This window comes from Proteiniphilum sp. (assembly GCF_040307845.1).
In the GTDB taxonomy this organism is placed as follows: Bacteria; Bacteroidota; Bacteroidia; order Bacteroidales; family Dysgonomonadaceae; genus Proteiniphilum.
Genome location: NZ_JAWRIS010000061.1, coordinates 88,327 through 110,259 on the forward strand (window position 1 = coordinate 88,327; position 21,933 = coordinate 110,259).

General features: G+C 45.0%; 20 protein-coding genes. 16 read left to right on the forward strand and 4 right to left on the reverse strand.

Annotated elements, in window-relative coordinates; translation table 11 throughout:
- Positions 1-30 precede the first annotated feature (30 nt).
- Both ABV001_RS14990 and ABV001_RS14995 read left to right on the forward strand, forming a co-directional pair.
- Complete coding sequence (locus ABV001_RS14990) at positions 31-543, forward strand: GNAT family N-acetyltransferase (RefSeq protein WP_352423560.1); 513 nt, start codon at positions 31-33, stop codon at positions 541-543.
- Between the two features lie 12 nt (positions 544-555).
- The gene (locus tag ABV001_RS14995; RefSeq protein WP_352423561.1) at positions 556-783 is read left to right on the forward strand and encodes a hypothetical protein; all 228 of its coding nucleotides are present in this window, start codon (positions 556-558) and stop codon (positions 781-783) included.
- A gap of 21 nt (positions 784-804) precedes the next feature.
- On the opposite strand, the gene ABV001_RS15000 is transcribed toward ABV001_RS14995, so the two are convergent.
- The 4 genes from ABV001_RS15000 to ABV001_RS15015 form a co-directional block, all read right to left on the reverse strand.
- A complete protein-coding gene (locus ABV001_RS15000) occupies positions 805-1,362 on the reverse strand; it encodes a chromate transporter (protein WP_352423562.1) in 558 nt (185 codons plus the stop codon).
- Position 1,363: 1 nt separating this feature from the next.
- A complete protein-coding gene (locus ABV001_RS15005; RefSeq protein ID WP_323422695.1) occupies positions 1,364-1,912 on the reverse strand; it encodes a chromate transporter in 549 nt (182 codons plus the stop codon).
- 632 nt (positions 1,913-2,544) lie between these two features.
- Positions 2,545-3,900 (reverse strand): TrpB-like pyridoxal phosphate-dependent enzyme, encoded by a 1,356-nt coding sequence (locus ABV001_RS15010; RefSeq protein ID WP_352423563.1) that lies wholly within the window; start codon positions 3,898-3,900, stop codon positions 2,545-2,547.
- 50 nt (positions 3,901-3,950) lie between these two features.
- Complete coding sequence (locus ABV001_RS15015) at positions 3,951-6,254, reverse strand: NADP-dependent malic enzyme (protein ID WP_352423564.1); 2,304 nt, start codon at positions 6,252-6,254, stop codon at positions 3,951-3,953.
- Between the two features lie 268 nt (positions 6,255-6,522).
- Here ABV001_RS15015 and ABV001_RS15020 point away from each other — a divergent pair, with 268 nt between their 5' ends.
- From ABV001_RS15020 to ABV001_RS15085, 14 genes are all read left to right on the forward strand, one after another.
- Positions 6,523-7,131: a TetR/AcrR family transcriptional regulator gene (locus ABV001_RS15020; RefSeq protein ID WP_352423565.1), complete on the forward strand. Its 609-nt coding sequence runs from the start codon at positions 6,523-6,525 to the stop codon at positions 7,129-7,131.
- Positions 7,132-7,261: 130 nt separating this feature from the next.
- Entirely contained in the window at positions 7,262-8,716 is a 1,455-nt protein-coding gene (locus tag ABV001_RS15025; protein WP_352423566.1) for a TolC family protein, read from the forward strand.
- Positions 8,717-8,836: 120 nt separating this feature from the next.
- Positions 8,837-9,859, forward strand: coding sequence for an efflux RND transporter periplasmic adaptor subunit (locus ABV001_RS15030; protein ID WP_323422701.1), 1,023 nt, complete (start codon positions 8,837-8,839; stop codon positions 9,857-9,859).
- 243 nt (positions 9,860-10,102) lie between these two features.
- On the forward strand, positions 10,103-13,225 hold the full coding sequence (locus tag ABV001_RS15035; protein ID WP_323422702.1) for an efflux RND transporter permease subunit: 3,123 nt from the start codon (positions 10,103-10,105) through the stop codon (positions 13,223-13,225).
- Between the two features lie 232 nt (positions 13,226-13,457).
- Positions 13,458-13,751: a PG0541 family transporter-associated protein gene (locus ABV001_RS15040; protein ID WP_352423567.1), complete on the forward strand. Its 294-nt coding sequence runs from the start codon at positions 13,458-13,460 to the stop codon at positions 13,749-13,751.
- 128 nt (positions 13,752-13,879) lie between these two features.
- Positions 13,880-14,314, forward strand: coding sequence for a thioredoxin family protein (locus ABV001_RS15045; RefSeq protein ID WP_352423568.1), 435 nt, complete (start codon positions 13,880-13,882; stop codon positions 14,312-14,314).
- 70 nt (positions 14,315-14,384) lie between these two features.
- On the forward strand, positions 14,385-15,323 hold the full coding sequence (locus ABV001_RS15050; RefSeq protein WP_323422705.1) for a UDP-3-O-acyl-N-acetylglucosamine deacetylase: 939 nt from the start codon (positions 14,385-14,387) through the stop codon (positions 15,321-15,323).
- 15 nt (positions 15,324-15,338) lie between these two features.
- Positions 15,339-15,545, forward strand: a complete 207-nt coding sequence (locus ABV001_RS15055; protein ID WP_323422706.1) for a hypothetical protein — start codon at positions 15,339-15,341, stop codon at positions 15,543-15,545.
- A gap of 19 nt (positions 15,546-15,564) precedes the next feature.
- Complete coding sequence (locus tag ABV001_RS15060; protein ID WP_294082840.1) at positions 15,565-16,035, forward strand: hypothetical protein; 471 nt, start codon at positions 15,565-15,567, stop codon at positions 16,033-16,035.
- Positions 16,036-16,635: 600 nt separating this feature from the next.
- Positions 16,636-17,613, forward strand: coding sequence for a sensor histidine kinase (locus ABV001_RS15065; RefSeq protein ID WP_352423569.1), 978 nt, complete (start codon positions 16,636-16,638; stop codon positions 17,611-17,613).
- A gap of 56 nt (positions 17,614-17,669) precedes the next feature.
- Positions 17,670-18,437 (forward strand): LytR/AlgR family response regulator transcription factor, encoded by a 768-nt coding sequence (locus tag ABV001_RS15070; protein ID WP_352423570.1) that lies wholly within the window; start codon positions 17,670-17,672, stop codon positions 18,435-18,437.
- A gap of 318 nt (positions 18,438-18,755) precedes the next feature.
- Positions 18,756-19,352, forward strand: a complete 597-nt coding sequence (locus ABV001_RS15075) for a TetR/AcrR family transcriptional regulator (RefSeq protein WP_352423571.1) — start codon at positions 18,756-18,758, stop codon at positions 19,350-19,352.
- A gap of 7 nt (positions 19,353-19,359) precedes the next feature.
- On the forward strand, positions 19,360-20,802 hold the full coding sequence (locus ABV001_RS15080; RefSeq protein ID WP_352423572.1) for a TolC family protein: 1,443 nt from the start codon (positions 19,360-19,362) through the stop codon (positions 20,800-20,802).
- A 102-nt stretch (positions 20,803-20,904) separates the two neighbouring features.
- Positions 20,905-21,915 carry an efflux RND transporter periplasmic adaptor subunit gene (locus ABV001_RS15085; RefSeq protein WP_352423573.1) on the forward strand — a complete coding sequence of 337 codons (1,011 nt, stop codon included), beginning with the start codon at positions 20,905-20,907 and terminating at the stop codon, positions 21,913-21,915.
- Positions 21,916-21,933: the final 18 nt, after the last annotated feature.

Sequence of the window (21,933 nt, forward strand, 5' to 3'; positions counted from 1 at the left end):
CAAGATCCAAAACTCAAGACGATTCAGCGAATGATTACCATGATACGACCTACAACCCGGGGCGATCTGTCCGAAGTGATGGAGATGTACGCCATCGCGCGTGATTTTATGTGTCGTACCGGAAATGCTTCGCAATGGATAGATGGCTATCCCCCGGCAGCCTATATAACGGCTGAGATTGATGCGGGACACAGTTTTATATGTGAGAATGAGACCGGAGAGCTGGTCGGCACTTTCTGTTTTATTATGGGTGATGATCCCACTTATGAGAACATTTACGGGGGACAATGGCTCAATGATGATCTTTATGGGACGGTACATCGTATGGCATCGTCAGGAAAAGAAAAAGGCGTTGCTGAAGCTTGTTTCCGGTGGTGTTTCGCCCAATGTCGCAATATCCGTGTAGATACGCATCGTGATAATCGGGTGATGCGGCAGATACTGGGAAAACTGGGATTTACTTACTGCGGTATCATCTATGTATCCAACGGGACAGAACGGCTCGCTTACCAGAGAACAGATAAATTGAATAAGATTGAATGAGATTTGATGGAAATGGAAGAGATAAACCTTGATATAGGTATTGACTATAGTAACAACCCATTCTATACTGAAACATGGTTTTTAATCCTGATCGCGCTATTACTCCTGTTTTTACTGATACAACTTATCCGGGGTGGTAAGAGAAGCCGGCGCAGCCAAAAGGCTGAGAAGGCTTTGAAAGAAGTCCTCAAAGAGTCAGAAGAATTCCAGGAGAAAGCGTCAACTGGGACCGATGGATAGGGGGATGCCGGAGAATTCCGTTCAGTAAAGAACCAAACCGATTATACCGGAGAGAAAAATAAGCAGGATCGGATCTACCTTTTTGATAGATGCTACCAATACCGCCCCGAAAATAATCCAGCTTTTATAATCGATAAAATTATAGGGCGTGATCAATATAAGTGCAGCAGAGGCAATCAGCCCGATAATGGCCGGTTTCAGTACCGAGAGGGACGATTGCATCCAGGGATTGTTCTTGAGCCTGAAGAAGAAAGCAGAGACAAGTGTCATCAAAATGAGAGAGGGAATACTTACTGCAAAAGTACAGATAGCCGAACCGATCACCCCATAACCCGACGCAAACCCCATGTCAGTAACGGTTGCGTAACCCACATAAGTAGCCGAGTTGAAGGCGATTGGCCCCGGCGTGGTCTGCGAAATAGCCACAATGTCGGTAAAATCACCTACCGTCATCCATTGATGCGCGTCCACTATCTCGTGCTGTATAAGGGGCAACATGGCATACCCCCCACCAAAACCGAATAGTCCGATTTTGAAGAATGCCACAAATAATGCCAGATAGAGTTCTAATAGTTCCATGCTACTTCTTTATTCTCGTCCTCATAAAAATAAAATGGGCTATTCCCAGCATAATGGCTGCAAGAACAATATACATGGGAGATATATTCAGTTGCCAGACCGCAAGGGCTACGACGACCGGAATCCACAGGTTTTTCCATTTCACTCCGGCTGATTTACCCAGACTGAATAGGGGAGAAACAATCAATGCTACCACTGCGGGACGGATACCTTTGAAAATACGCTCTACTACCGGGTTGTCCTTAAACTGGGTGAACACCATGGCGATAAGCAGGATTGCGATAAAGGAGGGTAAAATAACACCTGCTGCTGAAAAAAGACTCCCTTTAAACCCCAGTCGTTTATTCCCTGCAAATAAGGCTGTATTCAACGCAATAGGTCCGGGCATGGACTGGGCAATGGCAAGCATATCCATAAACTCGTCGTCCTGTATCCACCCCTTTTTGTTGACTACTTCGTTACGAATAAGAGGAATCATAGCGTAACCACCTCCAAAAGTGAAGGCGCCGATCTTGAAGAAAACAAGAAAAATTTCCCAGTATTGTTTCATTCCACTCATTGTTGTTTGGCTTCGCCGTTATTCGATAGTTATTCGCTTCGCGTTATTCGATAGTTATTCGGCTTCGCCGTTATTCAATAGTTATTCGCTTCGCGTTATTCGCTTCGCGTTATTCGGCTTCGCCGTTATTTGTGCTTCGCACGTAACTCTATAACAACTGAACAACAACTGAATAACAACCGAACAACAACTGAACAACAACCGAATAACAACTGAATAACAACCGAATAACAACTGAATAACAACTGAATCACAATTGAATAACAAAGAAAAGCAGATTGCAATCGGATAAGATCTTCTTGCTAATCTGCTTTTTATAAAAAGCCGCACCGGTGGAATAAGACGAAACTCCTTATGACAGGATTTGAGTGTCCGGGTATCTTTGTAATCCGCTGTTCCGGTAAACCGGAATCCCGAAGGCTGCGGCCCGCCATTGATACCAAAAACGAGTCTCGGTTCATAAAATGTAATTGATGAGTTTCCCAATCGACCAATGCGGCAATAACTCGATCAATTTTACATATCCAAAGATAGGGGCTAAAAATGAAAGTTCCAAATTATTTATGTTATTTTTTTGCCCCTTTCCTCCCCTTTATCCGCGATTTCACTTATTATCAGTAGGATTATGACTCTGCCAGGAACGTCCGGATCTCTTCGTCGGAGACCTCATGATTGGTCAGGTCGCCCGCAAGATACTGGTCGTATGCAGCCATGTCCACCAGGCCGTGTCCGGAGAGGTTGAACAGGATCACCTTCTTCCTGCCCTCCTCTTTGGCCTTCAGTGCTTCACGGATAGCCACAGCAATGGCATGGGTGGATTCGGGAGCGGGGACGATACCTTCGGTACGGGCGAAAAGGATACCTGCTTCAAATGTTTCCAACTGCTTTACACTTGTGGCTTCGATGAGATTCTCCCTCAGCAGTTGGCTTACGATGCTGCCGGCACCGTGGTAACGAAGCCCTCCTGCGTGGATATTGGCAGGAGCGAATTTGTGTCCTAACGTGTACATCGGGATCAGCGGAGTATAACCGGTCTCGTCGCCAAAATCGTAACGGAATTCACCCCGGGTCAACTTGGGGCAGGAAGCCGGTTCGGCCGCGATAAACCGTGTGTGGGTCTTTCCGGCGATGTTGTGGCGCAGGAACGGGAAACTGATGCCGGAGAAGTTGGATCCGCCGCCGAAACAGCCGATCACCACGTCGGGATACTCTTCGGCCATCGCCATCTGTTTCTCAGCCTCCAGGCCGATGATCGTCTGGTGTAACGCCACATGATTGAGCACGCTGCCCAGCGTGTATTTGCAGTTGGGTGTCTGCATGGCCAGTTCAATCGCTTCGGAAATGGCTGTACCCAGGCTACCCTGATAGTTGGGGTGTTCGGTAATGATTTTCCGTCCTGCTTTGGTCGACATACTCGGAGAAGGGATCACCTGTGCTCCCCATGTCTGCATCAACGAGCGGCGGTAAGGTTTCTGTTCATAGCTGATCTTCACCATATATACTGCCAGTTCCAGGTCGAATGCCCTGGCGGCGAACGCCAATGCGGTACCCCATTGTCCGGCTCCGGTCTCGGTGGTGATATTGGTCGTCCCCTCTATCTTATTATAATAAGCCTGTGGCAGTGCAGAGTTAAGCTTGTGTGATCCGACCGGACTTACACTTTCGTTTTTGAAATAGATATGTGCCGGCGTGTCGAGAGCTTTCTCCAATCCGGTAGCGCGTACCAGCGGGCTGGGACGATAGATCTTGTATTTCTCCCTTACCTCTTCCGGGATATCAATCCACGCATCGGTCTGGTTCATCTCCTGGCGCGACAGCTCTTCGGAGAAAAGGGGATACAGGTCTTCTGCTTTCATGGGTTCTTTTGTCTGCGGATTGATCATCGGTTGGGGTTTGTTCTTCATTTCAGCCGTCACATTATACCACTGGGTGGGAATTTCTGATTCCTCCAGCATGAATTTCTTTGTTTTTTCCATCATTTCTATATTTAGGTTTAGTATTTGTTTACTCAGTTTTTATATATAACGAATTACTCAATCCGTGTGAGATGGTTTGTCTGGATATTCTCCTCCACGATCGCATCGATCACGGCTACCGCCACCATATGCACGATGTCGCGTACTGATGTTTCCACATCGAGGATATGTACCGGTTTTTTCAGTCCCATCTGGATGGGGCCAACGATGTCGTTTGTACCGGTCTCCCTCAATAGTTTGTATGCTGAATTGGCGGAGCTGAGATTGGGAAATATCAGTGTATTTACTTCCTTGTCACGCAGGCGGGAGAACGGGTATTTCTTATCACGCAATTCCTTGTTGAGCGCGTAGTTTACCTGCATCTCACCATCGACTACCAGTTGGGGATACCTTTCATGGAGTGTCTCTACTACTTTATGCACGCTGGCTGGACTTCCTATGGAGTCGGAACCGAAATTGGAGTAGGAAATCATGGCAATCACCGGGTCGTGTGCGAAGAACTTGACGGTGGAGTTGGCCAGCCGGGCAATATCTATCAATGCATCGGTATCGGGGTGGCGGTTGAACAACGTATCTGCGAGGAAAAGGATACCCTTTTTCGTATTGACGATATGCATGGCACCAATATGATTCAACCCGTCACGGATACCGATCACCTCTTTGGCGATAGCAATGGTGTCGGCATATTTGCTGAAGACACCGGTGATCATGGCATCGGCATCACCTGTTTCTACCATCATCATCCCGAAATAGTTCCGTTCAAACATCTTTTCAGCTGCTTCGTCGAATGTCATGCCTTGCCGTTTCCGCTTTTGGGCAAGTATCTCGGCATATCGCAAGCGACGTCCCTCTTCCCGGTCGTGACGAAGATTCACAATCTCCATTCCTTCCAGGCTGATCTGGTTTTCCTTTGCCACTTTTGCGATCTTCTCCTCGTTCCCCAGGAGCACCGGCTTGCAGATACCTTCGGCATACGCCCTTTCGGCTGCCTTGAGCATATTCAGATGGTTTGTTTCCGAGAAAACCACCCTTTTGGGGTTCTGGCGTGCCATCTCGAACAGGCGGCGGATCATCTTGTTATCCAATCCCATCAGATCACGTAGCTTATGGTTGTATTCTTCCCAGTCGGTGATCGGCTTGCGGGCTACTCCCGATGCCATCGCGGCCTTTGCCACCGCCGGGGCGACGGTAGTCAATAGCCTTGGATCCAGCGGTTTTGGGATGATATAGTCTCTGCCGAAACTCAGTTTCTTGATACTATAGGCGGCATTCACTACGTCGGGCACCGCTCTTTTTGTCAGTTCTGCCAGGGCGTAAACCGTGGCTACTTTCATCTCTTCGTTGATAGCGGTGGCCTGTACGTCGAGCGCCCCACGAAAGATATAGGGGAACCCCAACACGTTATTGATCTGGTTGGGATAGTCGGAACGTCCGGTGGCAAAGATAATATCCTCCCTTGAGGACATGGCCAGTTCATAGGATATTTCGGGGTTGGGATTGGCCAGTGCGAATACGATCGGATCGGAACCCATCGACCGGAGCATCTCTGGTGTAAGCACGTCGGCTACCGAAAGTCCGAGGAACATATCGGCATCTTTGACAGCCTCTTCCAGGGTGGAGATATTACGGGAGGTGGCAAACGGTTTTTTACGCTCGTTCAGGTCAGTCCTTGAAGTATTGATCACCCCTTTGGAATCGAGCATCACAATATTTTCCGGTTTTGCTCCCAAGGCAATATACAACAGGGTACATGAGTTGGCAGCTGCTCCCGCACCGTTTACCACGATACGGATATCTTCAATCTTCTTTCCGTTCAGTTCCAGTGCATTGAGTAATCCACATGCGGAGATGATCGCCGTGCCGTGCTGGTCATCATGCATAATGGGGATATTCAGTTCTTTTTTCAACCGCTCTTCTATTTCGAAACACTCCGGCGCTTTAATATCTTCCAGATTGACGCCTCCGAAAGTGGGAGAGATCGCTTTCACTACTTCTATAAATTTTTCAGGGTCCTTTTCGTTCACTTCTATATCGAACACATCGATTCCCGCGAATATTTTGAAGAGCAGACCTTTCCCTTCCATCACCGGTTTGCCGGCCATGGCACCGATATCACCCAGACCCAGTACGGCGGTGCCGTTGGAGATCACAGCTACCAGGTTTCCTTTCGATGTATAGTCATACGCTCTCTGCGGATCTTTTTTGATCTCCAGACAAGGCTCGGCTACGCCGGGCGAGTAGGCTAATGAGAGGTCACGCTGCGAACTATGGGGCTTGGTAGGAACGACTTCTATTTTTCCGGGACGTCCTTGCGAATGGTAGGCAAGTGCGTCATCATGCAGTTTATTGTTTGTCATTTTGATTGTTATTGTACGGTAAAAATATAAATGAGTACAAAATTATAAAATAATAGTGACAGATTATAATTTTTAGACCATTTAGGCCACAATTTAAAATGGTTACCGGGTAATATGCTGATAAATATATATCTGCGGCTCAAAGCAATTCATGAAATTGAATCTTCGAGCGTAACAGGATCTTAATGTAAAGTATGTTAAAACTTGAAAAACTGATTTGAGTTTTTGAGTTTTCTGTCTTACCTTTGCTCCGTTTTTTAGGTATAAAATGGAATTAAATGAACGAATAATAGAAAAAGCAGGAGAGCTGTTCCGGAAATATGGTATAAAGAATGTGTCGATGGATGAGATAGCATCCTCGATGGGTATCTCCAAGCGTACTTTATACGAGAATTTCAAGAACAAGGAAGATATTTTGTTATCTACACTCCATTGGTTTGATGATAAAAGAAAAGAGGAATTTGAACCTCTTTTCGCACAATGCAAAAATTCGGTGGAGGTATTTATCAAACTTATTGAGGTGTATGAGAACGCACAGGATTGTAGTGCGAAGTTCTTTGAAGATATTCAGAAATATTATCCACGTGCTGCCAATATGATAAAGAAGCATACTGAAATTAATAAAACCCATCTGAGGAATTTTTTGCTGCAAGGGATTAAAGAAGGGTATATCCGCGAGGATCTGAATGTGAATGTGGCTGCCTTTCTGGTAGAAGAAAGTACCTACACTTATATACGCGCCTCCTACCTCGAAAAGCCTCCTTTCTCGTTTAATGAGCTTTTCTATACGATGATGATCAATTTTGTGCGGGGTATTATGACCGGAAAAGGGATCAGGATCATAGACGCTTATTTGCGGCAACAAAAAACCAATTGAACTGTGGCATGGCAATAAATGCCTAATTATGATGGAATTACTCATGGAGAGGATTGGCTGTCGATGAGCGAAGGCAATTTGAAACACAGCGAATGGAATTGAAGTATAAAAAGAAAAAGAAGCAATTACAATGAATCAACGAAGTATAATACTATTATTAATACTGCTGTTGTCGGTTCTTGCCGGCTTGTCGACGGTAGCGGCACAGCAACCCGATAGTTTGCAGGTCGATTTGAACCGGGCTTTGGAGATTGCCTTGAGTGAGAACCCCACGGTAAAGGTGGCTGACATGGAGATCACCAAGAAGCAGTATGCGAAGAAATCGGCTTACGGAGCCCTTATGCCGCAGATGGACCTGATCGGACAATACCAACGTGCTATCAAGAGGCAGACGGTTTATTTCGACGAAGGTTTCGGCCTGGGTGGCGGAGGTATTGATCCGGGTGATTATACCGACGAAGAATTGCGGATACTGGAGGTCCTTCAAAAAGTGATGATGCCCGGAGGCGGGACCGATAGTGGGGAAGGTATCCAGATGGGCCGTTTCAACGTCTGGTCGGGCGGATTGAATGTGAGCCTTCCCTTGGTGGTGCCTTCACTCTGGAAAAATATCCAGATGAGCGAGGTGGATATCCAGCTCTCCATAGAGAAAGCGCGCGCGTCGCGTATCGATCTGGTGAACCAGGTGAAGAAATCGTTCTTCAGCCTGTTATTGGCACAGGATAGCCACGATGTTTTCAAGAAAACTTACGAAACCGACTCCATCAATCTTGAGGATATCCGCAACCGGTATAATCAGGGAATTGTGGCCGAATACGATGTGATCACTGCCGATGTACGGCTTAAAAGTCTTATCCCCAGCATCCTGCAATCGGAGAACATGATGAAGATCGCCGAATTGCAATTGAAGATGCTGATGGGAATCGATGGTGATATACCATTGAAAGTGGTGGGTTCCCTGGATGATTATGAGAAGGGCATGTTCAACGCGATCATTCCGGCGGATACCTCGTTGATGAATAATAGTGATATCAGGCAATTCGACCTGCAGGCAGAGCAGGCAAAAAAAGCTTATGAGCTGCAGAAGTTGCAATATGCCCCCTCACTGGTGACTTCCTTCAATTGGACGTATATGAGTCAGAATAACGATTTCAAGTTTAACACCTATCGTTGGGACCCCTATTCCATGCTGGGCTTTACCCTCCAGATACCCCTTTTCAGCGGCGGACAACGTTATCATAATGTGAAACAAGCGCAAATACAATTATGGCAGCTCGCTGAACAAAGAAAGGATGTGGAGAGAGGACTCAAGCTGTCGATCAGGAATAATTACGACCTTATCCACAAGAATATCGAACAGGTGGTAGCTACACAATCATCGGTAGAACAAGCCCGTAAAGGACATGAGATTACCCTGAAACGCTATGAGACAGGGATGGGTACCATAGTTGATGTCAATGCTGCGGCATTGGCCGTACTGAATGCCGAATTGCAATACAGGAACGCTATTTACGACTATCTCTCCGCGAAAGCCGACCTGGAGAAAGTATTGGGATATGATATTACGCCGGTGAATGTTGAGTGATTAAGTGCCTAAGTGCCTAAGTGCCTAAGTGCCTAAGTGGTTAAGTGCCTAAGTGATTAAGTGGTTAGGTGGTTAGGGGTTCAACGATTCAAAAATAGAAACAAATAGATAAATAATTATATGAGACGATACAGTTTATTGAGAATAGCTCCATTATTGGCAGTTGCATTACTTGCTTCCTGCGGGGGAGGAGATCGTACCAAAAATGCTGAAAGTGAAGCTACGCAGAAAATAAAGGTACGTGTGGAAAAGGTACAGTTGGTGCCGGTGGACCAGATATCTACCTTTACAGCTACGGTAGAAGCAGATCAGGTGAACAATATCGCCCCTGCCATGGGAGGCCGGATCCGTGGGATTAAAGTAGATGTCGGTTCGCAGGTTCGCCGTGGACAGGCACTGGTAACCATGGATAATGCAAACCTTTCACAGCAGCAGACGCAGGTTGCCACGCTGAAACGGGACTATGAACGCTATAAAGAGCTTTATGAAGTGGGAGGTATCTCCAGGCAGCAACTCGATCAGGCAAAAACACAACTCGATGTGTCGGAATATGCCTTGAACAATCTGGATGAGAATACAACCCTGACCAGCCCCGTGAATGGGGTTGTGACAGCCCGCAACTATGATCCGGGTGATGTGGCCGGTCAGTTGCCCATCCTCACTATAGAGAGTATCAGTCCCGTAAAAGTGAAGATCAATGTGTCGGAGTCTTATTACAGGCAGGTGGTGAAAGGGATGCCGGTAGAAGTGCAGGTGGACGCTTTGGGTGATGAGACATTCAAGGGAAGTGTCTCTTTGATTTATCCCACGATTGATCCGGGTTCACATACCTTTACGGTGGAAGTGTCAGTACCCAACAACAATCAGGAATTACGCCCCGGTATGTTTGCCCGCGTGAAGATGAATTTCGGTACCAACGAACGCCCATTGCTCTCCGACAAGGCCGTCCTGAAACAGACAGGATCTAACGACCGTTATGTTTTTGTGGAAGAAGAGGGGAAAGCTGTCTATACTTTAGTACAATTGGGAGTCCGGATTAATGATAGATATGAGATTATATCCGGGCTGAAGGAAGGCGATAGTGTAATTGTAGAAGGCAATACCGGACTGATTGACGGGAGTGAGGTTGAAGTCGTGGAGTGAAGAGGATGGGTATATAAGTGGCTGATTATATGGGTGTTTAAGTGCCTGAGTGGTTAGGTGGAATAGTGGAATAGTCAAAATCCCCAAAACTCAAATCCAAAATCCCAATTCCTCATTCTTAATTCTTAATTCTTAATTTTTAATTTTTAATTCTTCATTCTTCATTCTTCATTCTTCATTCTTAATTTTTAATTCTTCACTCTTAGTTTTTAATTTTTCACTTTTAATTTTTAATTGGTTTAAATGAAGATATACGAAACCGCGGTGAAAAACCCCGTGGGAACATCATTGATATTTATCGGCGTTGTGCTGATAGGGTTCATGTTCTACCGGCAGTTGCCGATAGACCTCTATCCCAATATCGATATAAATATTGTCTCGGTCATGACTTCCTATTCGGGAGCGGGTGCCGAAGACGTGGAGACCAATGTAACCCGCCCTCTTGAAGATGTGCTGAACTCTACGGAGAAGCTCAAAGAGATCACCTCTCAATCGAGGGACGGTATGTCGATGATCATGCTCGAATTCGAATTCGGCACCGATATGGATGCCGTAATGAACGATGTGAGAGACAAGGTGGCTATGGTCTCGGGTTTTCTGCCGGAGGGAACCGAAGATCCCATGATCCTGAAGTTCAGTTCCGATATGATACCGGTAGTGGTCCTCTCCGCTACGGCCCAAGAAAGTTCCGGGGCGTTGTATAAGATACTCGATGAACAGGTGGCCAACCCGCTCAACCGTATTTCGGGAGTGGGTACCGTTTCTGTCAGCGGAGCTCCTGAGAGGGAGATACAGGTGAATGTGATCCCGGAAAGACTGGAGGCATACAATATCTCCCTGGAGCAGATCGCACAGGTGATTGCCAATGAAAACGTAAATGTCCCTGCCGGTAATTTCGATATCGGCACGCAGACCTATATGTTGCGTCTGGAGGGGGAATTCAGGAACAGCCGCGACCTGAACAATATTATTGTGGGTAACAATGAGGGACGTGCCATTTATCTGAGGGATGTGGCTTCAGTGAAAGATACACTGGAGTCGCGTGTACAGGAAAGTTATACCAACGGGCAGAGGAGCGCTTCCATCGTGGTACAGAAACAGTCGGGTGCCAATACTACGGCGATTGCAGATGCGGTAAATGCACAACTGCCTATACTGGAAAAGAGCCTTCCTCCGGATATCAAGCTTGTAACCGTGATGGATACTTCCGATTATATCAAAGTATCTATCAATAGTTTGTTGGAGACGATCATCCTGGCATTGATTATTGTCGGTATCATCGTGCTTTTCTTCCTGGGCCGATGGCGCGCCACTATCATTATTATGGTGAGTATCCCCATCTCGCTGATCGGGTCGTTTATTTATCTTTATCTCACCGGTAACAGTATCAATATCATTTCGCTCTCGGCGCTTTCCATCACTATCGGCATGGTGGTGGACGATGCCATCGTGGTGTTGGAGAATATTACCACGCACATCGAGCGGGGGAGTAGGGTCAAACAGGCGGCTGTGTACGGGACGGAAGAGGTCTCCCTCTCTGTAATTGCTTCCACGCTCACCATTATAGCCGTGTTCCTGCCGATGACCATGGTAGGCGGTTTTGCCGGGGTGATGTTCAAGCAATTGGGATGGATGGTGACCATTATTATTTCTTTGTCGCTAATCATAGCTTTGACACTCACCCCGATGATGAGTGCCCGTATGATGCGGTCGACCAAGGATGTCAGGATGTCCGGCTTTGATAAGTGGTATAATAAAAGGATATTACCGGTGCTCAACCGAATCGATCATTCCTATTCACGGTTGGTGAATTGGGTAGCCCGCAGGAGACGCCTCACCATACTGGGGGTAGTGGTGATTTTCATCGTCAGTGTGATCATCAGCTCCATCACGTTGAAAACGGAATTTATGCCGGCGTCGGACAACAATGAGATTGGCATAACCGTGGAGATGCCTACCGGAGCCCGTATGGAAGTCGCCCGTGAGGCAGGCCACAGGATAGCACAGGGAATGCAGGAGAAATACCCGGAAATCGAGATTATCTCTTTCAGCGTGGGTGCTGCTTCAGAAGATAACACCTGGGCGGCCATGCAGGAAAATGCGTCCAATATCATAACCTATAGGATGCGCTTGACGGAATCAAAGAACAGGAAAAAGACCATTTATGATATTTCGGACGAAATACGCCAGGACCTGGGGAATATGCCGGAACTGCATCGTTTTCGCGTAATACCGGGTGGGGATGATATGGGGATGACCGGTGGAAGCAATGTTGCCTTGGATATATATGGTTATGATCTGGCTGCCACCGACCGGCTTGCCGATGAGATGAGGAAGAAGCTGGAAGGAGTAAAAGGACTGCGTGATATCACCGTATCAAGAAAAGATTACCGCATGGAGTACCAGATACAGTTCGACCGGGAGAAATTGGCGTTGAATGGTTTGAACATGGGCACGGCGGCCAATGCTATCAGGAACAGGATCAACGGGCTTGTCCTGTCGCGTTATCGTGAAGAAGGGGAAGAGTACGACATCCGTGTACGCTATGAGGAACAATATCGCCAGTCCATCGAAGATATCGAAAATATATTGATATACAATCCAATGGGGGTGGGTATACGCGTACGTGACCTGGGGACAATAGTAGAGACTTCCACCTTGCCGCAGATCGACCGCCAGGACCGCCAGCGTATTGTCACTGTGACCGGTACAATTTACGGACGTGCACTGAGTGAGGTGGTCACCGATGTAAATACCATTATGGCCGAAGCAAATCTGCCGCCGGGAGTACAGATGGAGATAGGGGGATCGCTGGAAGACCAGCAGGAGTCATTTTCACAGTTGGGACTTCTTCTTATGATCGTTTCCCTGCTGGTATATATCGTCCTGGCATCGCAATTCGAGTCGCTTACCTATCCTTTTATGATTATTCTTACCGTGCCGTTTGCTTTTACCGGTTCCATCCTTTTCCTTGCCCTGACGGGAGAACCGCTTGGCATCATGGGATTTGTAGGGTTGATCATGCTTGTGGGGATGGTGGTAAAGAATGCCATCGTGCTGATCGACTATATCAACCTGAACCGGGAAAGGGGTATGTCTATTATCACAGCCGTAGTGCATGGAGGGCGTTCCAGGTTGCGGCCCGTATTGATGACTACCCTTACGACTATCCTGGGGATGATTCCGTTGGCCATAGGCACGGGACAGGGATCGGAGATGTGGAAGGGATTGGGTATCTCCATTATCGGAGGTATGACCTTCTCCACCATCATCACCCTTATACTGGTGCCGGCACTCTACTCCATGATGGCGGGCTACGGCGTGCGCAGAAGGCGTAAGAAACACCGGGAGGTATTGGTGGAATAAAAGTGCCTAAGTGGTTAAGTGCCTAAGTGGTTAAGTGTGGAAAGGTGTTTAAGTGTGGAAAGGTGTTTAAGTGTGGAAAGGTGTTTAAGTGCCTAAGTGGTTAAGTGCCTAAGTGGTTAAGAGAAAAGGTGGAAGAGTGGGAGACTTGGGAGAAATGAAAAATTAAAAACTAAGAAGTAAAGAAATTTAAGAAGTCTTTATTCTTTGTTCTTTGCTCTTTATTCTAAAAAAAATGAAAGCAGTAATGATAACTTTAGACCAGGCGCACTACGATGAGATCGTGGGTAACCTGAGTTCACTCAATATACGCGGGTTCACTGCGTGGAAAGAGGTGCATGGACGGGGAAGCAAGAAGGGCGAACCACATTACGGCTCGCATGCATGGCCTTCGGTAAACAAAGCTATCCTCACCGTGGTAGAAGACGATAGGGTAAAGCTGTTACTGGATTACCTGAGGGGGCTCGACGAAGAATCACCCAATCTGGGACTCCGTGCCTTTGTCTGGAATATTGAAGATATGATGTGAGGGCGGTAATCTTGGGTATTGATTTTATGCCGTTGGGTAACCAAATATTCCATTTCGGTAAGTTCATAAAAGATGATATTTTATTGTGATATACCTTTGTACAATAAAATCTTGAATGAATAGGGAATATGGATAATCAGCAAACATTTTATCTCAAGCCTTGGCATTTTTTATCGGCAATCCTTCTATTCACTCTGTTGATGGGAATTCTTACCGGAAAGGATGTCCGCAATATCCCCTTGTTGGTGGAAGGAGATTCACTGCTGACAGAGTTAAATGAAATCGACTTCGATAAAGAGGGTACCACCTTTCTCTATTTCTATAGGAAAGATTCCCAATTATGCCAAAAGATGCGCTACAACATAGAACAGTTAGATGCAAAAAATCTTCAGGGCGTTAATTTCTATGCTATGGATATTGAAGAGAATATTGAATATTTTTATAAATACAATGTTTCCGGAATACCCAACCTGTTGATATTTAACGGTAATACCGAAGCAAAGCGCGTTATGGGGATCGTGTCCACCGGTAATCTGGAGAAAATAGTGGAGAGAACAAAATGATAAATTTTTATTATATGGGATGAAGATGATAATCATTACCATCCAAACAAATGAATAACGAAGAAGAAAGATGAAACAAAGAACCATAAAAGAAGCTTTTTCTATTCAGGGAAAAGGACTACATACAGGATTAAAGTCGACCATCACATTCCGTCCGGCACCTGTGGATTTCGGGTATAAAATAAAACGGACCGATCTTGAGGAAAAACCGGTAATTACGGCTTCTGCTGAAAATGTAATTCATAGCCAGAGATGTACCCTCTTATCTGTGGACGGAGTACAGGTTGCTACGATAGAACATGCCTTGGCGGCGCTTTACGGCTGTGAGATTGATAATTGTCTCATTGAAATTGATTCTCCTGAATTTCCCATACTCGACGGGAGTGCAGCAGAATACGTGAAGAATATTCATCGCGTGGGTATTGAGGAGCAGTCTAAGGAGAGAATCTACTACGAGGTGGATCATGAAATTGAATATTTTGACGCTGAAACAGGGTCCTTTCTGCGATTATTGCCCTCCGACAGTTTTAGCGTCCATGTGCAAATTGGGTTCGATTCGGATGTCTTGCCAGTACAAAATGCTTCCCTGGAGAATTTATCCGATTTTGAAAAGGAATTATCGATGTGCAGGACCTTTGTGTTTATCAAAGAAATCGAAAGTCTCCTGAAAACCGGGTTGATCAAGGGGGGCGATCTGGACAATGCCATCGTCATTTATGATCAACTTATTCCACAGCAGGAACTGGACCGGTTGGCCGATGTCATGGGCATAGAGAGGAAACAGGTCGATAAATTGGGATATATCATGAATAAACCGCTTTTATTCCCCAATGAACCTGCAAGGCATAAGTTATTGGATGTGTTGGGGGATATTTCGCTTGTAGGGAAGTTTATGAAAGGGACCATCATAGCGAATCGTCCCGGCCATAGGGTCAATAACCTGTTCGCACGGAATATCATTGAGCATATGCAAATGAAACCGGTCCTTGAAATGGTGGAGGTTGTATAGAAATCTGCAATCGGTATGAGAACTATTCTTTTATTTTTCAGTAAAAACATTGCTCCTTTGTTAGGGATGGTACTGGGGTTGATAGCCGGATATTTTTACTGGCAATATTATGGAATCTATGATGGTACCTTCGGATTTTCTTCGGAATGGTGGGTCAATAGCATATATGGCTCATTATTGGGCGGATTAGCCGGTTGCTTCATCAGGAAACAGCGTCTTTGAATTATAACATATCTCACTTATGAAATTTACCAAATTGTTTCTTACTGTGTTTTCCGTCATGGTGCTCACTTCCACTCTCCATGCACAAAATTATAATACAGCCCTGGGGGTGAGGTTGGGATACGACAGCGGTTTAACGCTGAAGCATTTCTTCACTCATGAAAATCCCGGTGAATTAATTTTATCTATTTCCCCCCGGTATTTTCAGGTTGTGGGAATGTATGAATACCAGAAACTTCTTCCAGGATCTTCCGATTTCTCGTGGGTTTTGGGACTTGGCGGGCATGTGGGAGGTATACACCACGACAAGGATAAACACAAAAGCAATTTGTTGCTGGGTGTCGATATGATGGCGGGGCTGGAATATAGTATTGCCCGCACGCCCTATGTGGTTGCGCTCGACTGGAAACCGTCTTTTAACTTCACCAACAGTTATAACGATTATTGGTTTCACGGGTTTGCCGTTAGTGTGCGGTATACCCTTTTTTAGTGCTGTGAGTTGTCTTTTGGTAAATCACTGAATACAATGATGAAGTATGCATATGTTTTAGTTCGGTAGCCAAAAACAGCGTTTGAGTCAATTTTACGGAGATACAGCGTTTTAAGGCCATATCTTTGTATCATCAACCAAGAGATTGGATATCGCTTCTAAGGAAGTGATCAAGATAAAGAGATTGCCTCGATCCTTGACCTCAGATACTCCAACCATGCGCAGGATTGCCGGTAAGAAGATTGCATCGCACGCTTGATGGGATAAAGGTGAAAGTTAGATTGGGGCAACCTCCTCAAACAGGATGAAGTTTCTTCTTCTTCAGGACTCAACGGACAGCAGGAAATAATATCCGAAGTCCGTTGAGTTTCAATGTGATTTATATAAACCGTCACTTTTTTCGATAAGTGATATTGATTATATTTGCACTGTCCTTCTTATTGAATTATAAGCAACGAATATATTTATATGGGCAAAAATTTTCGAAAAAAAGATCCCCCCGTCATTCTATTAAATAATAGAACGGCATTTTTATCTGCCCTGTCGTTGAACATATTTTTTGTTTGTGTGCAGCTGATTATCTTGATGTATAGTTTCTATATGGGAGAGAACATCGGGGAAAAGATTTCCAGAAGGCTATCCGGTTCAAACTTTTACATACAGCAGGCAAGTTTGTTTGTAATCAATACATTGCTGTTGTATATCTTTTTTCGGATTGAATTCTGGATCATTAAACGTTATCCCAATAATCGGGGGAAAGCCTGGTTGTCGTTCATCGCTTTGTTTCTGTTTGTGGCATCTTTAAGTACTGCGATCTCACAACTCTCCGGAATCTGGTTCAAAGGGGAGTTGACAGCATATCAGTATTCTATTGTTCAGTTTATCAAGGATATGATGTTTTTCATTACTTCCATTTTTGTCACTTCCCTGATCTACCTGACCATTAAAAACCAGAAAGGAATGGAAGAGAACAAAAATCTGGCCATTGAGAATTTCAGGAACCGGTATAACGCGCTGAAAAATCAAACCGATCCCCATTTCCTGTTTAACTCGCTCAATTCGCTCAACGGACTGATCGGTTATGACGATGAACGCGCGCATGAATACGTGATGCAGCTCTCATCCGTATTTAGATATACCATACAGGAACATTCGGTAGTGAAGCTTTCAGAAGAACTGGAGTTTGCCGAATCATATATCTATTTGATGAAGATCCGGTACGGGGACTCCCTTTCTGTCGATATCCGGATACCGGACAACCATCCGGAGTACTATATCCTGCCTTTCGCCATACAGACATTGGTGGAAAATGCAGTGAAACATAATATTGCCAGTCGGCAGAAACCATTGAAACTGACCATCCGGATGACGGAGGCGGAATCGGTCATTGTGGAAAATAATCTTCAGAGAAGGCAGGATATAAGGCCCGGAAACGGTCTGGGATTGTCGAATCTGAATGAACGGTACTGGTTGATGTTCAGGGAAAATATCAAAATACAGGCCGACGATGCTGTTTTCAGGGTCGAGATCCCATTGATAAAAAATCTGGATAAATATAACGATAAGTTTGTCAATTAAAACAATCAAAAGTATCTATCTTTACTCTTTATTCTTTACTCTTTACTCTCAAAAAAATGAACGCTGTCATTGTAGAAGACGAATTTGCCGCCGCGCAGAATCTTGAAAGGCTTTTAACGTCGATAGACGAAAATATGAATATCCTCGCCGTATTGCAGAATGTGGACGAGAGTATAGAGTGGTTTTTAACCAATCCGCTCCCCGACATAGTCTTTATGGATATCCATCTGGCGGATGGAGACTCTTTTTCTATTTTTAAAAGTATCGAGATTCATTGCCCTATTATTTTTACGACAGCTTACGACCAATATGCACTGAAAGCTTTTGAAGTGAACAGTATAGACTATTTGCTCAAGCCAATCAGTAAAAAGAGTTTGGAAAAAGCATTGACCAAACTGAAGAACTTTGTGCCCAATTCCAATAATTCCGAAGTGATCACGCAGATAATGCAGAGTATCAACCAGTTCAATAAACATCGCCAGAGGAATTTTCTTATCCCTTTCAAGGATAAATTGATACCCATTTCATCCGACGATATTGCCTTTATTTACTCCCAAAATAAAAAGGCCGAGATCGTCTGCTTCAATAAGCGTGACTATATGATGGATACCTCGCTCGATGATTTTTTGAAACAACTCGATCCTGACCTTTTTTTCAGGGCAAACCGGCAGTTTATTATCTCTCATAAAGCCGTAACCGACATGTCGATATGGTTCGACGGGAAACTGGCCGTCAATCTTTCTGTTTCTACCCCGGAGAGGATCATTGTGAGCCGTGCCCGTGCCGGTGAATTTAAAGAATGGTACATGAGGACAGATGATTGATATATGATTGATATATAGTTCTCCCTGCCGGGGGCATGCTTTTATTTCCAATCTGTTAACCTTCTTGTAAAAATACCGGCACTTTAGCTGTAATTACCCTAAGTTGAGTATTGCTATTTTATATTTCAGCCCTTAAAAATGCCGTTTAGGAATCCTGACCACAACAATCTGCTCATTTGTGGTATTACTTTGTATCGTCAAAAAAAGAATTTTTTTCGGTTTCCAGAGTTTCAAAAATCGATAAACCGTGTAAATTAAGTAAAAAACAGCTTAAGAAGATTTTTTTTTGAAACGATATTCAGTTCACTAAAGAATACAATGATAAAAGAAAGAATCATTCAACAGGCCACATACTTTTTTATCCGTGACGGTATTAAAAATGTATCCATGGATGACCTGGCATCGTCGTTAGGTATCTCAAAGCGGACTATCTACATGAATTTTAAAGATAAGGAAGATATTCTAAAGCAGTGTATCCTTGCTTCCCAGGAGAAGATTGAAAGAAGCATTCATGAGATCATAGACCAATCAGAGAATATCATTGACGGGTGTTTGCAGATCATTGGTCATTATAAAAACATTCAATTGCCTTCGGGAAGGTTCTGGGATGATATTTATAAATATTATCCGGCAATTTATCAGTTTATCTTGGATGGAATGGGAAAAAACAACACCTGTTTGAAAGAATTGCTGGAAAAGGGAATACAAGACAATTATTTTCGTGAAAATTTGAATATCGATGAAACATTAAATTATTATGTAATAATAAGCAATATTTATTCATTGAGAATTTCTTTCTCCCGCACAGATTTAATTTCCAATATAATGGTGAATATGCTTCGCGGAATTTCTACCTATAAGGGCATTGAAATTATTGACAAATATATTGATAACATAGCCCATTCAAATAATTAATAATTTTATGAGAGTTACAAAAATTGGTATCGCCTTGATGGCGGTGTGTGGATTGTTCAGGTTATCCGCCGCAAATGCGCAGGAAACGGACTCCGGGATATTGCATCTGGACCTGGAGACGGCTGTTCAAGTTGCTTTGAACGAAAATCCCCTGGTCAAAGTGGCCGATATGGAGATCGAGAAAAAAAACTATGCAAAAAAAAGTGCCTATGGCGCCCTGTTACCCCAGGTTGACCTGATGGGACAGTTCCAACGTATGCTGAAACGCCAGACGATGTATCTGGATACGGATATGGGTAGTCTTTTTGGTGGCGGTTCCGGTGGTACGGGAAATCTTACCCCGGAAGAGCAGGAGATCGCGGCTGTATTGGGAAAGTTGATGGCACCCGATCCCGATGCAGCGGATGAGGGTATTCAGGTGGGACGAAAAAACATGTGGACAGGAGGAGTCAACGTCAGTTTACCCCTCGTAGTTCCGTCATTATGGAAAAACGTCCAGATGAGCAAGGTTGACCTGGAAATGGCCGTGGAGCAATCGCGTGCGTCAAAAATCGATTTGACACACCAGGTTAAGAAGGCTTTTTACAGTACATTATTGGCCAAAGACAGTTATGACTTGTTCAGGGAAACTTATACGAACGACTCGTTGAACCTGGCAAATATTAAAAATAAATTTGATCAGGGGATTGTGGCAGAATATGATGTCATTACCGCCGACGTGCGTCTCAAAAGTATTATTCCCAATATCCTGCAGGCCGAAAGTATGTTGAAGATTTCGGAACTGCAATTGAAAATGCTGATGGGGATCGATGCGGAAGTGCCTGTAGAGATTGTAGGGTCGCTTTCTGAATATGAAGACTCAATGTTTGAAGCCATCGTTCCGGATGATAATAATCTTCCGGCAAATAGTGACTTGAGACAATTAGACTTGCAAGCCATGCAGGCGAAAAATGCACATGAGATGAATAAACTGCAACGTTTGCCTACACTCACCTCGTCTTTCAATTATTCCTACATGAGCCAGAATAACAATTTCAAGTTCGGCGACTATCGTTGGGATCCCTATTCGGTGGTGGGCGTTACCCTCGCTATACCCATCTTTAGCGGAGGACAACGGCATCACAATATCAAACAATCCCAGATCCAGTTATACCAGTTACGGGAACAACGCCGTAACCTGAAACGCAGCCTGGACCTGTCTGTGAAAAACAGCGTGGAACTGATCAATAAAAGTATTGAACAGGTGGTGGCCGCAGAATCATCGGTGGAACAGGCGAATAAGGGGTACGAGATCACCAGGAAGAGATACGACACGGGAATGGGTACTATTGTGGACCTGAATGCGGCCGCATTGGCAGTGACCAATGCAGAACTGCAATATCGGAATGCTATTTATGATTATCTGGCATCCCGGGCCGATTTGGAAAAAACCCTCGGTTATGATTTGTAAATTGATTTACTGATTCCGATAAAGCGGAACAGGAAGTGATGATTCCAATGAATCAAAATATAGAACAAAATAAAGAAATTGAGACTAAATAAATAAAATCAAATGAAACTAAACAACTTTCTCAAATTTATACCGCTGGCAGCCCTATTGGCGCTTTCGTCATGTGGTGCAAAGGGTGAACAACAAACGGAGAGTGTGAAAAGAAACGTGACCGTGGAAGAGGTCAGATTAGTACCTGTGGACCGATTAGCTTCTTTTACAGCCACTGTGGAGGCAAAAACCGTTAATAATATCGCTCCGGCCATGGGCGGGCGTATCAGGACCATTCATGTGGATGTGGGCAGCCGGGTGTCGAAAGGGCAGACGGTGGTGACCATGGATGCCGCCAATTACTCCCAGCAGGAGACACAACTGGCAACATTGAAGCGTGACTATGAGCGATATAGGGAACTGTATGAGGTTGGGGGAGTTTCCAGGCAGCAGCTGGATCAACTGAAAACACAACTCGATGTGGCCCAGACCGCCCTCAATAACATCGGTGAGAATACCGGCTTGGTAAGCCCCATAAGCGGGGTGGTGACTGCCCGAAACTATGACCCGGGTGATGTGGCCGGCGGGACGCCGATTTTGACCATTGAAAATATTAATCCTGTCAAGGTTATCATCCATGTGTCTGAATCATATTACAGTAGGGTTTCCTTGGGTATGCCTGCTGAGATAGCGGTGGATGCTTTGCAGGGAGAAGGGTTCGAAGGGAAAATCTCGTTGATCTATCCTACCATAAATTCTGCTTCACGTACTTTCCCCGTGGAGATCGAGGTCAACAATAGCGACCAGCGTCTTCGCCCGGGAATGTTTTCACGGGTGACACTTAATTTTGGCACCAATGACCATCCCGTTGTCCCTGATTTGGCTGTCCTGAAACAAAGCGGATCGAACGACAGGTATGTGTTCCTCGAAAAAGATGGAAAGGCCATTTACACAAAAGTGGAACTGGGAACCAGAATTGGTGATAAGTATGAGATCGTGTCGGGATTACAAGTCGGTGACCGCGTGATCGTGCAGGGAAATACTGGTCTGATTGACGGAGTTGAAGTGCAGGTGGGAAAGTGATAAAGTGATAAAGTGATT

What these genes read in the sequence shown, in the direction of transcription:
- ABV001_RS14990 (WP_352423560.1), top strand. Translation starts at nt 31, where the DNA reads ATGATTACCATGATACGACCTACAACCCGGGGCGATCTGTCCGAAGTG.
- ABV001_RS14995 (WP_352423561.1), top strand. Translation starts at nt 556, where the DNA reads ATGGAAGAGATAAACCTTGATATAGGTATTGACTATAGTAACAACCCA.
- ABV001_RS15000 (WP_352423562.1), bottom strand. Translation starts at nt 1,362, where the DNA reads ATGGAACTATTAGAACTCTATCTGGCATTATTTGTGGCATTCTTCAAA.
- ABV001_RS15005 (WP_323422695.1), bottom strand. Translation starts at nt 1,912, where the DNA reads ATGAAACAATACTGGGAAATTTTTCTTGTTTTCTTCAAGATCGGCGCC.
- ABV001_RS15010 (WP_352423563.1), bottom strand. Translation starts at nt 3,900, where the DNA reads ATGATGGAAAAAACAAAGAAATTCATGCTGGAGGAATCAGAAATTCCC.
- ABV001_RS15015 (WP_352423564.1), bottom strand. Translation starts at nt 6,254, where the DNA reads ATGACAAACAATAAACTGCATGATGACGCACTTGCCTACCATTCGCAA.
- ABV001_RS15020 (WP_352423565.1), top strand. Translation starts at nt 6,523, where the DNA reads ATGGAATTAAATGAACGAATAATAGAAAAAGCAGGAGAGCTGTTCCGG.
- ABV001_RS15025 (WP_352423566.1), top strand. Translation starts at nt 7,262, where the DNA reads ATGAATCAACGAAGTATAATACTATTATTAATACTGCTGTTGTCGGTT.
- ABV001_RS15030 (WP_323422701.1), top strand. Translation starts at nt 8,837, where the DNA reads ATGAGACGATACAGTTTATTGAGAATAGCTCCATTATTGGCAGTTGCA.
- ABV001_RS15035 (WP_323422702.1), top strand. Translation starts at nt 10,103, where the DNA reads ATGAAGATATACGAAACCGCGGTGAAAAACCCCGTGGGAACATCATTG.
- ABV001_RS15040 (WP_352423567.1), top strand. Translation starts at nt 13,458, where the DNA reads ATGAAAGCAGTAATGATAACTTTAGACCAGGCGCACTACGATGAGATC.
- ABV001_RS15045 (WP_352423568.1), top strand. Translation starts at nt 13,880, where the DNA reads ATGGATAATCAGCAAACATTTTATCTCAAGCCTTGGCATTTTTTATCG.
- ABV001_RS15050 (WP_323422705.1), top strand. Translation starts at nt 14,385, where the DNA reads ATGAAACAAAGAACCATAAAAGAAGCTTTTTCTATTCAGGGAAAAGGA.
- ABV001_RS15055 (WP_323422706.1), top strand. Translation starts at nt 15,339, where the DNA reads ATGAGAACTATTCTTTTATTTTTCAGTAAAAACATTGCTCCTTTGTTA.
- ABV001_RS15060 (WP_294082840.1), top strand. Translation starts at nt 15,565, where the DNA reads ATGAAATTTACCAAATTGTTTCTTACTGTGTTTTCCGTCATGGTGCTC.
- ABV001_RS15065 (WP_352423569.1), top strand. Translation starts at nt 16,636, where the DNA reads ATGGGAGAGAACATCGGGGAAAAGATTTCCAGAAGGCTATCCGGTTCA.
- ABV001_RS15070 (WP_352423570.1), top strand. Translation starts at nt 17,670, where the DNA reads ATGAACGCTGTCATTGTAGAAGACGAATTTGCCGCCGCGCAGAATCTT.
- ABV001_RS15075 (WP_352423571.1), top strand. Translation starts at nt 18,756, where the DNA reads ATGATAAAAGAAAGAATCATTCAACAGGCCACATACTTTTTTATCCGT.
- ABV001_RS15080 (WP_352423572.1), top strand. Translation starts at nt 19,360, where the DNA reads ATGAGAGTTACAAAAATTGGTATCGCCTTGATGGCGGTGTGTGGATTG.
- ABV001_RS15085 (WP_352423573.1), top strand. Translation starts at nt 20,905, where the DNA reads ATGAAACTAAACAACTTTCTCAAATTTATACCGCTGGCAGCCCTATTG.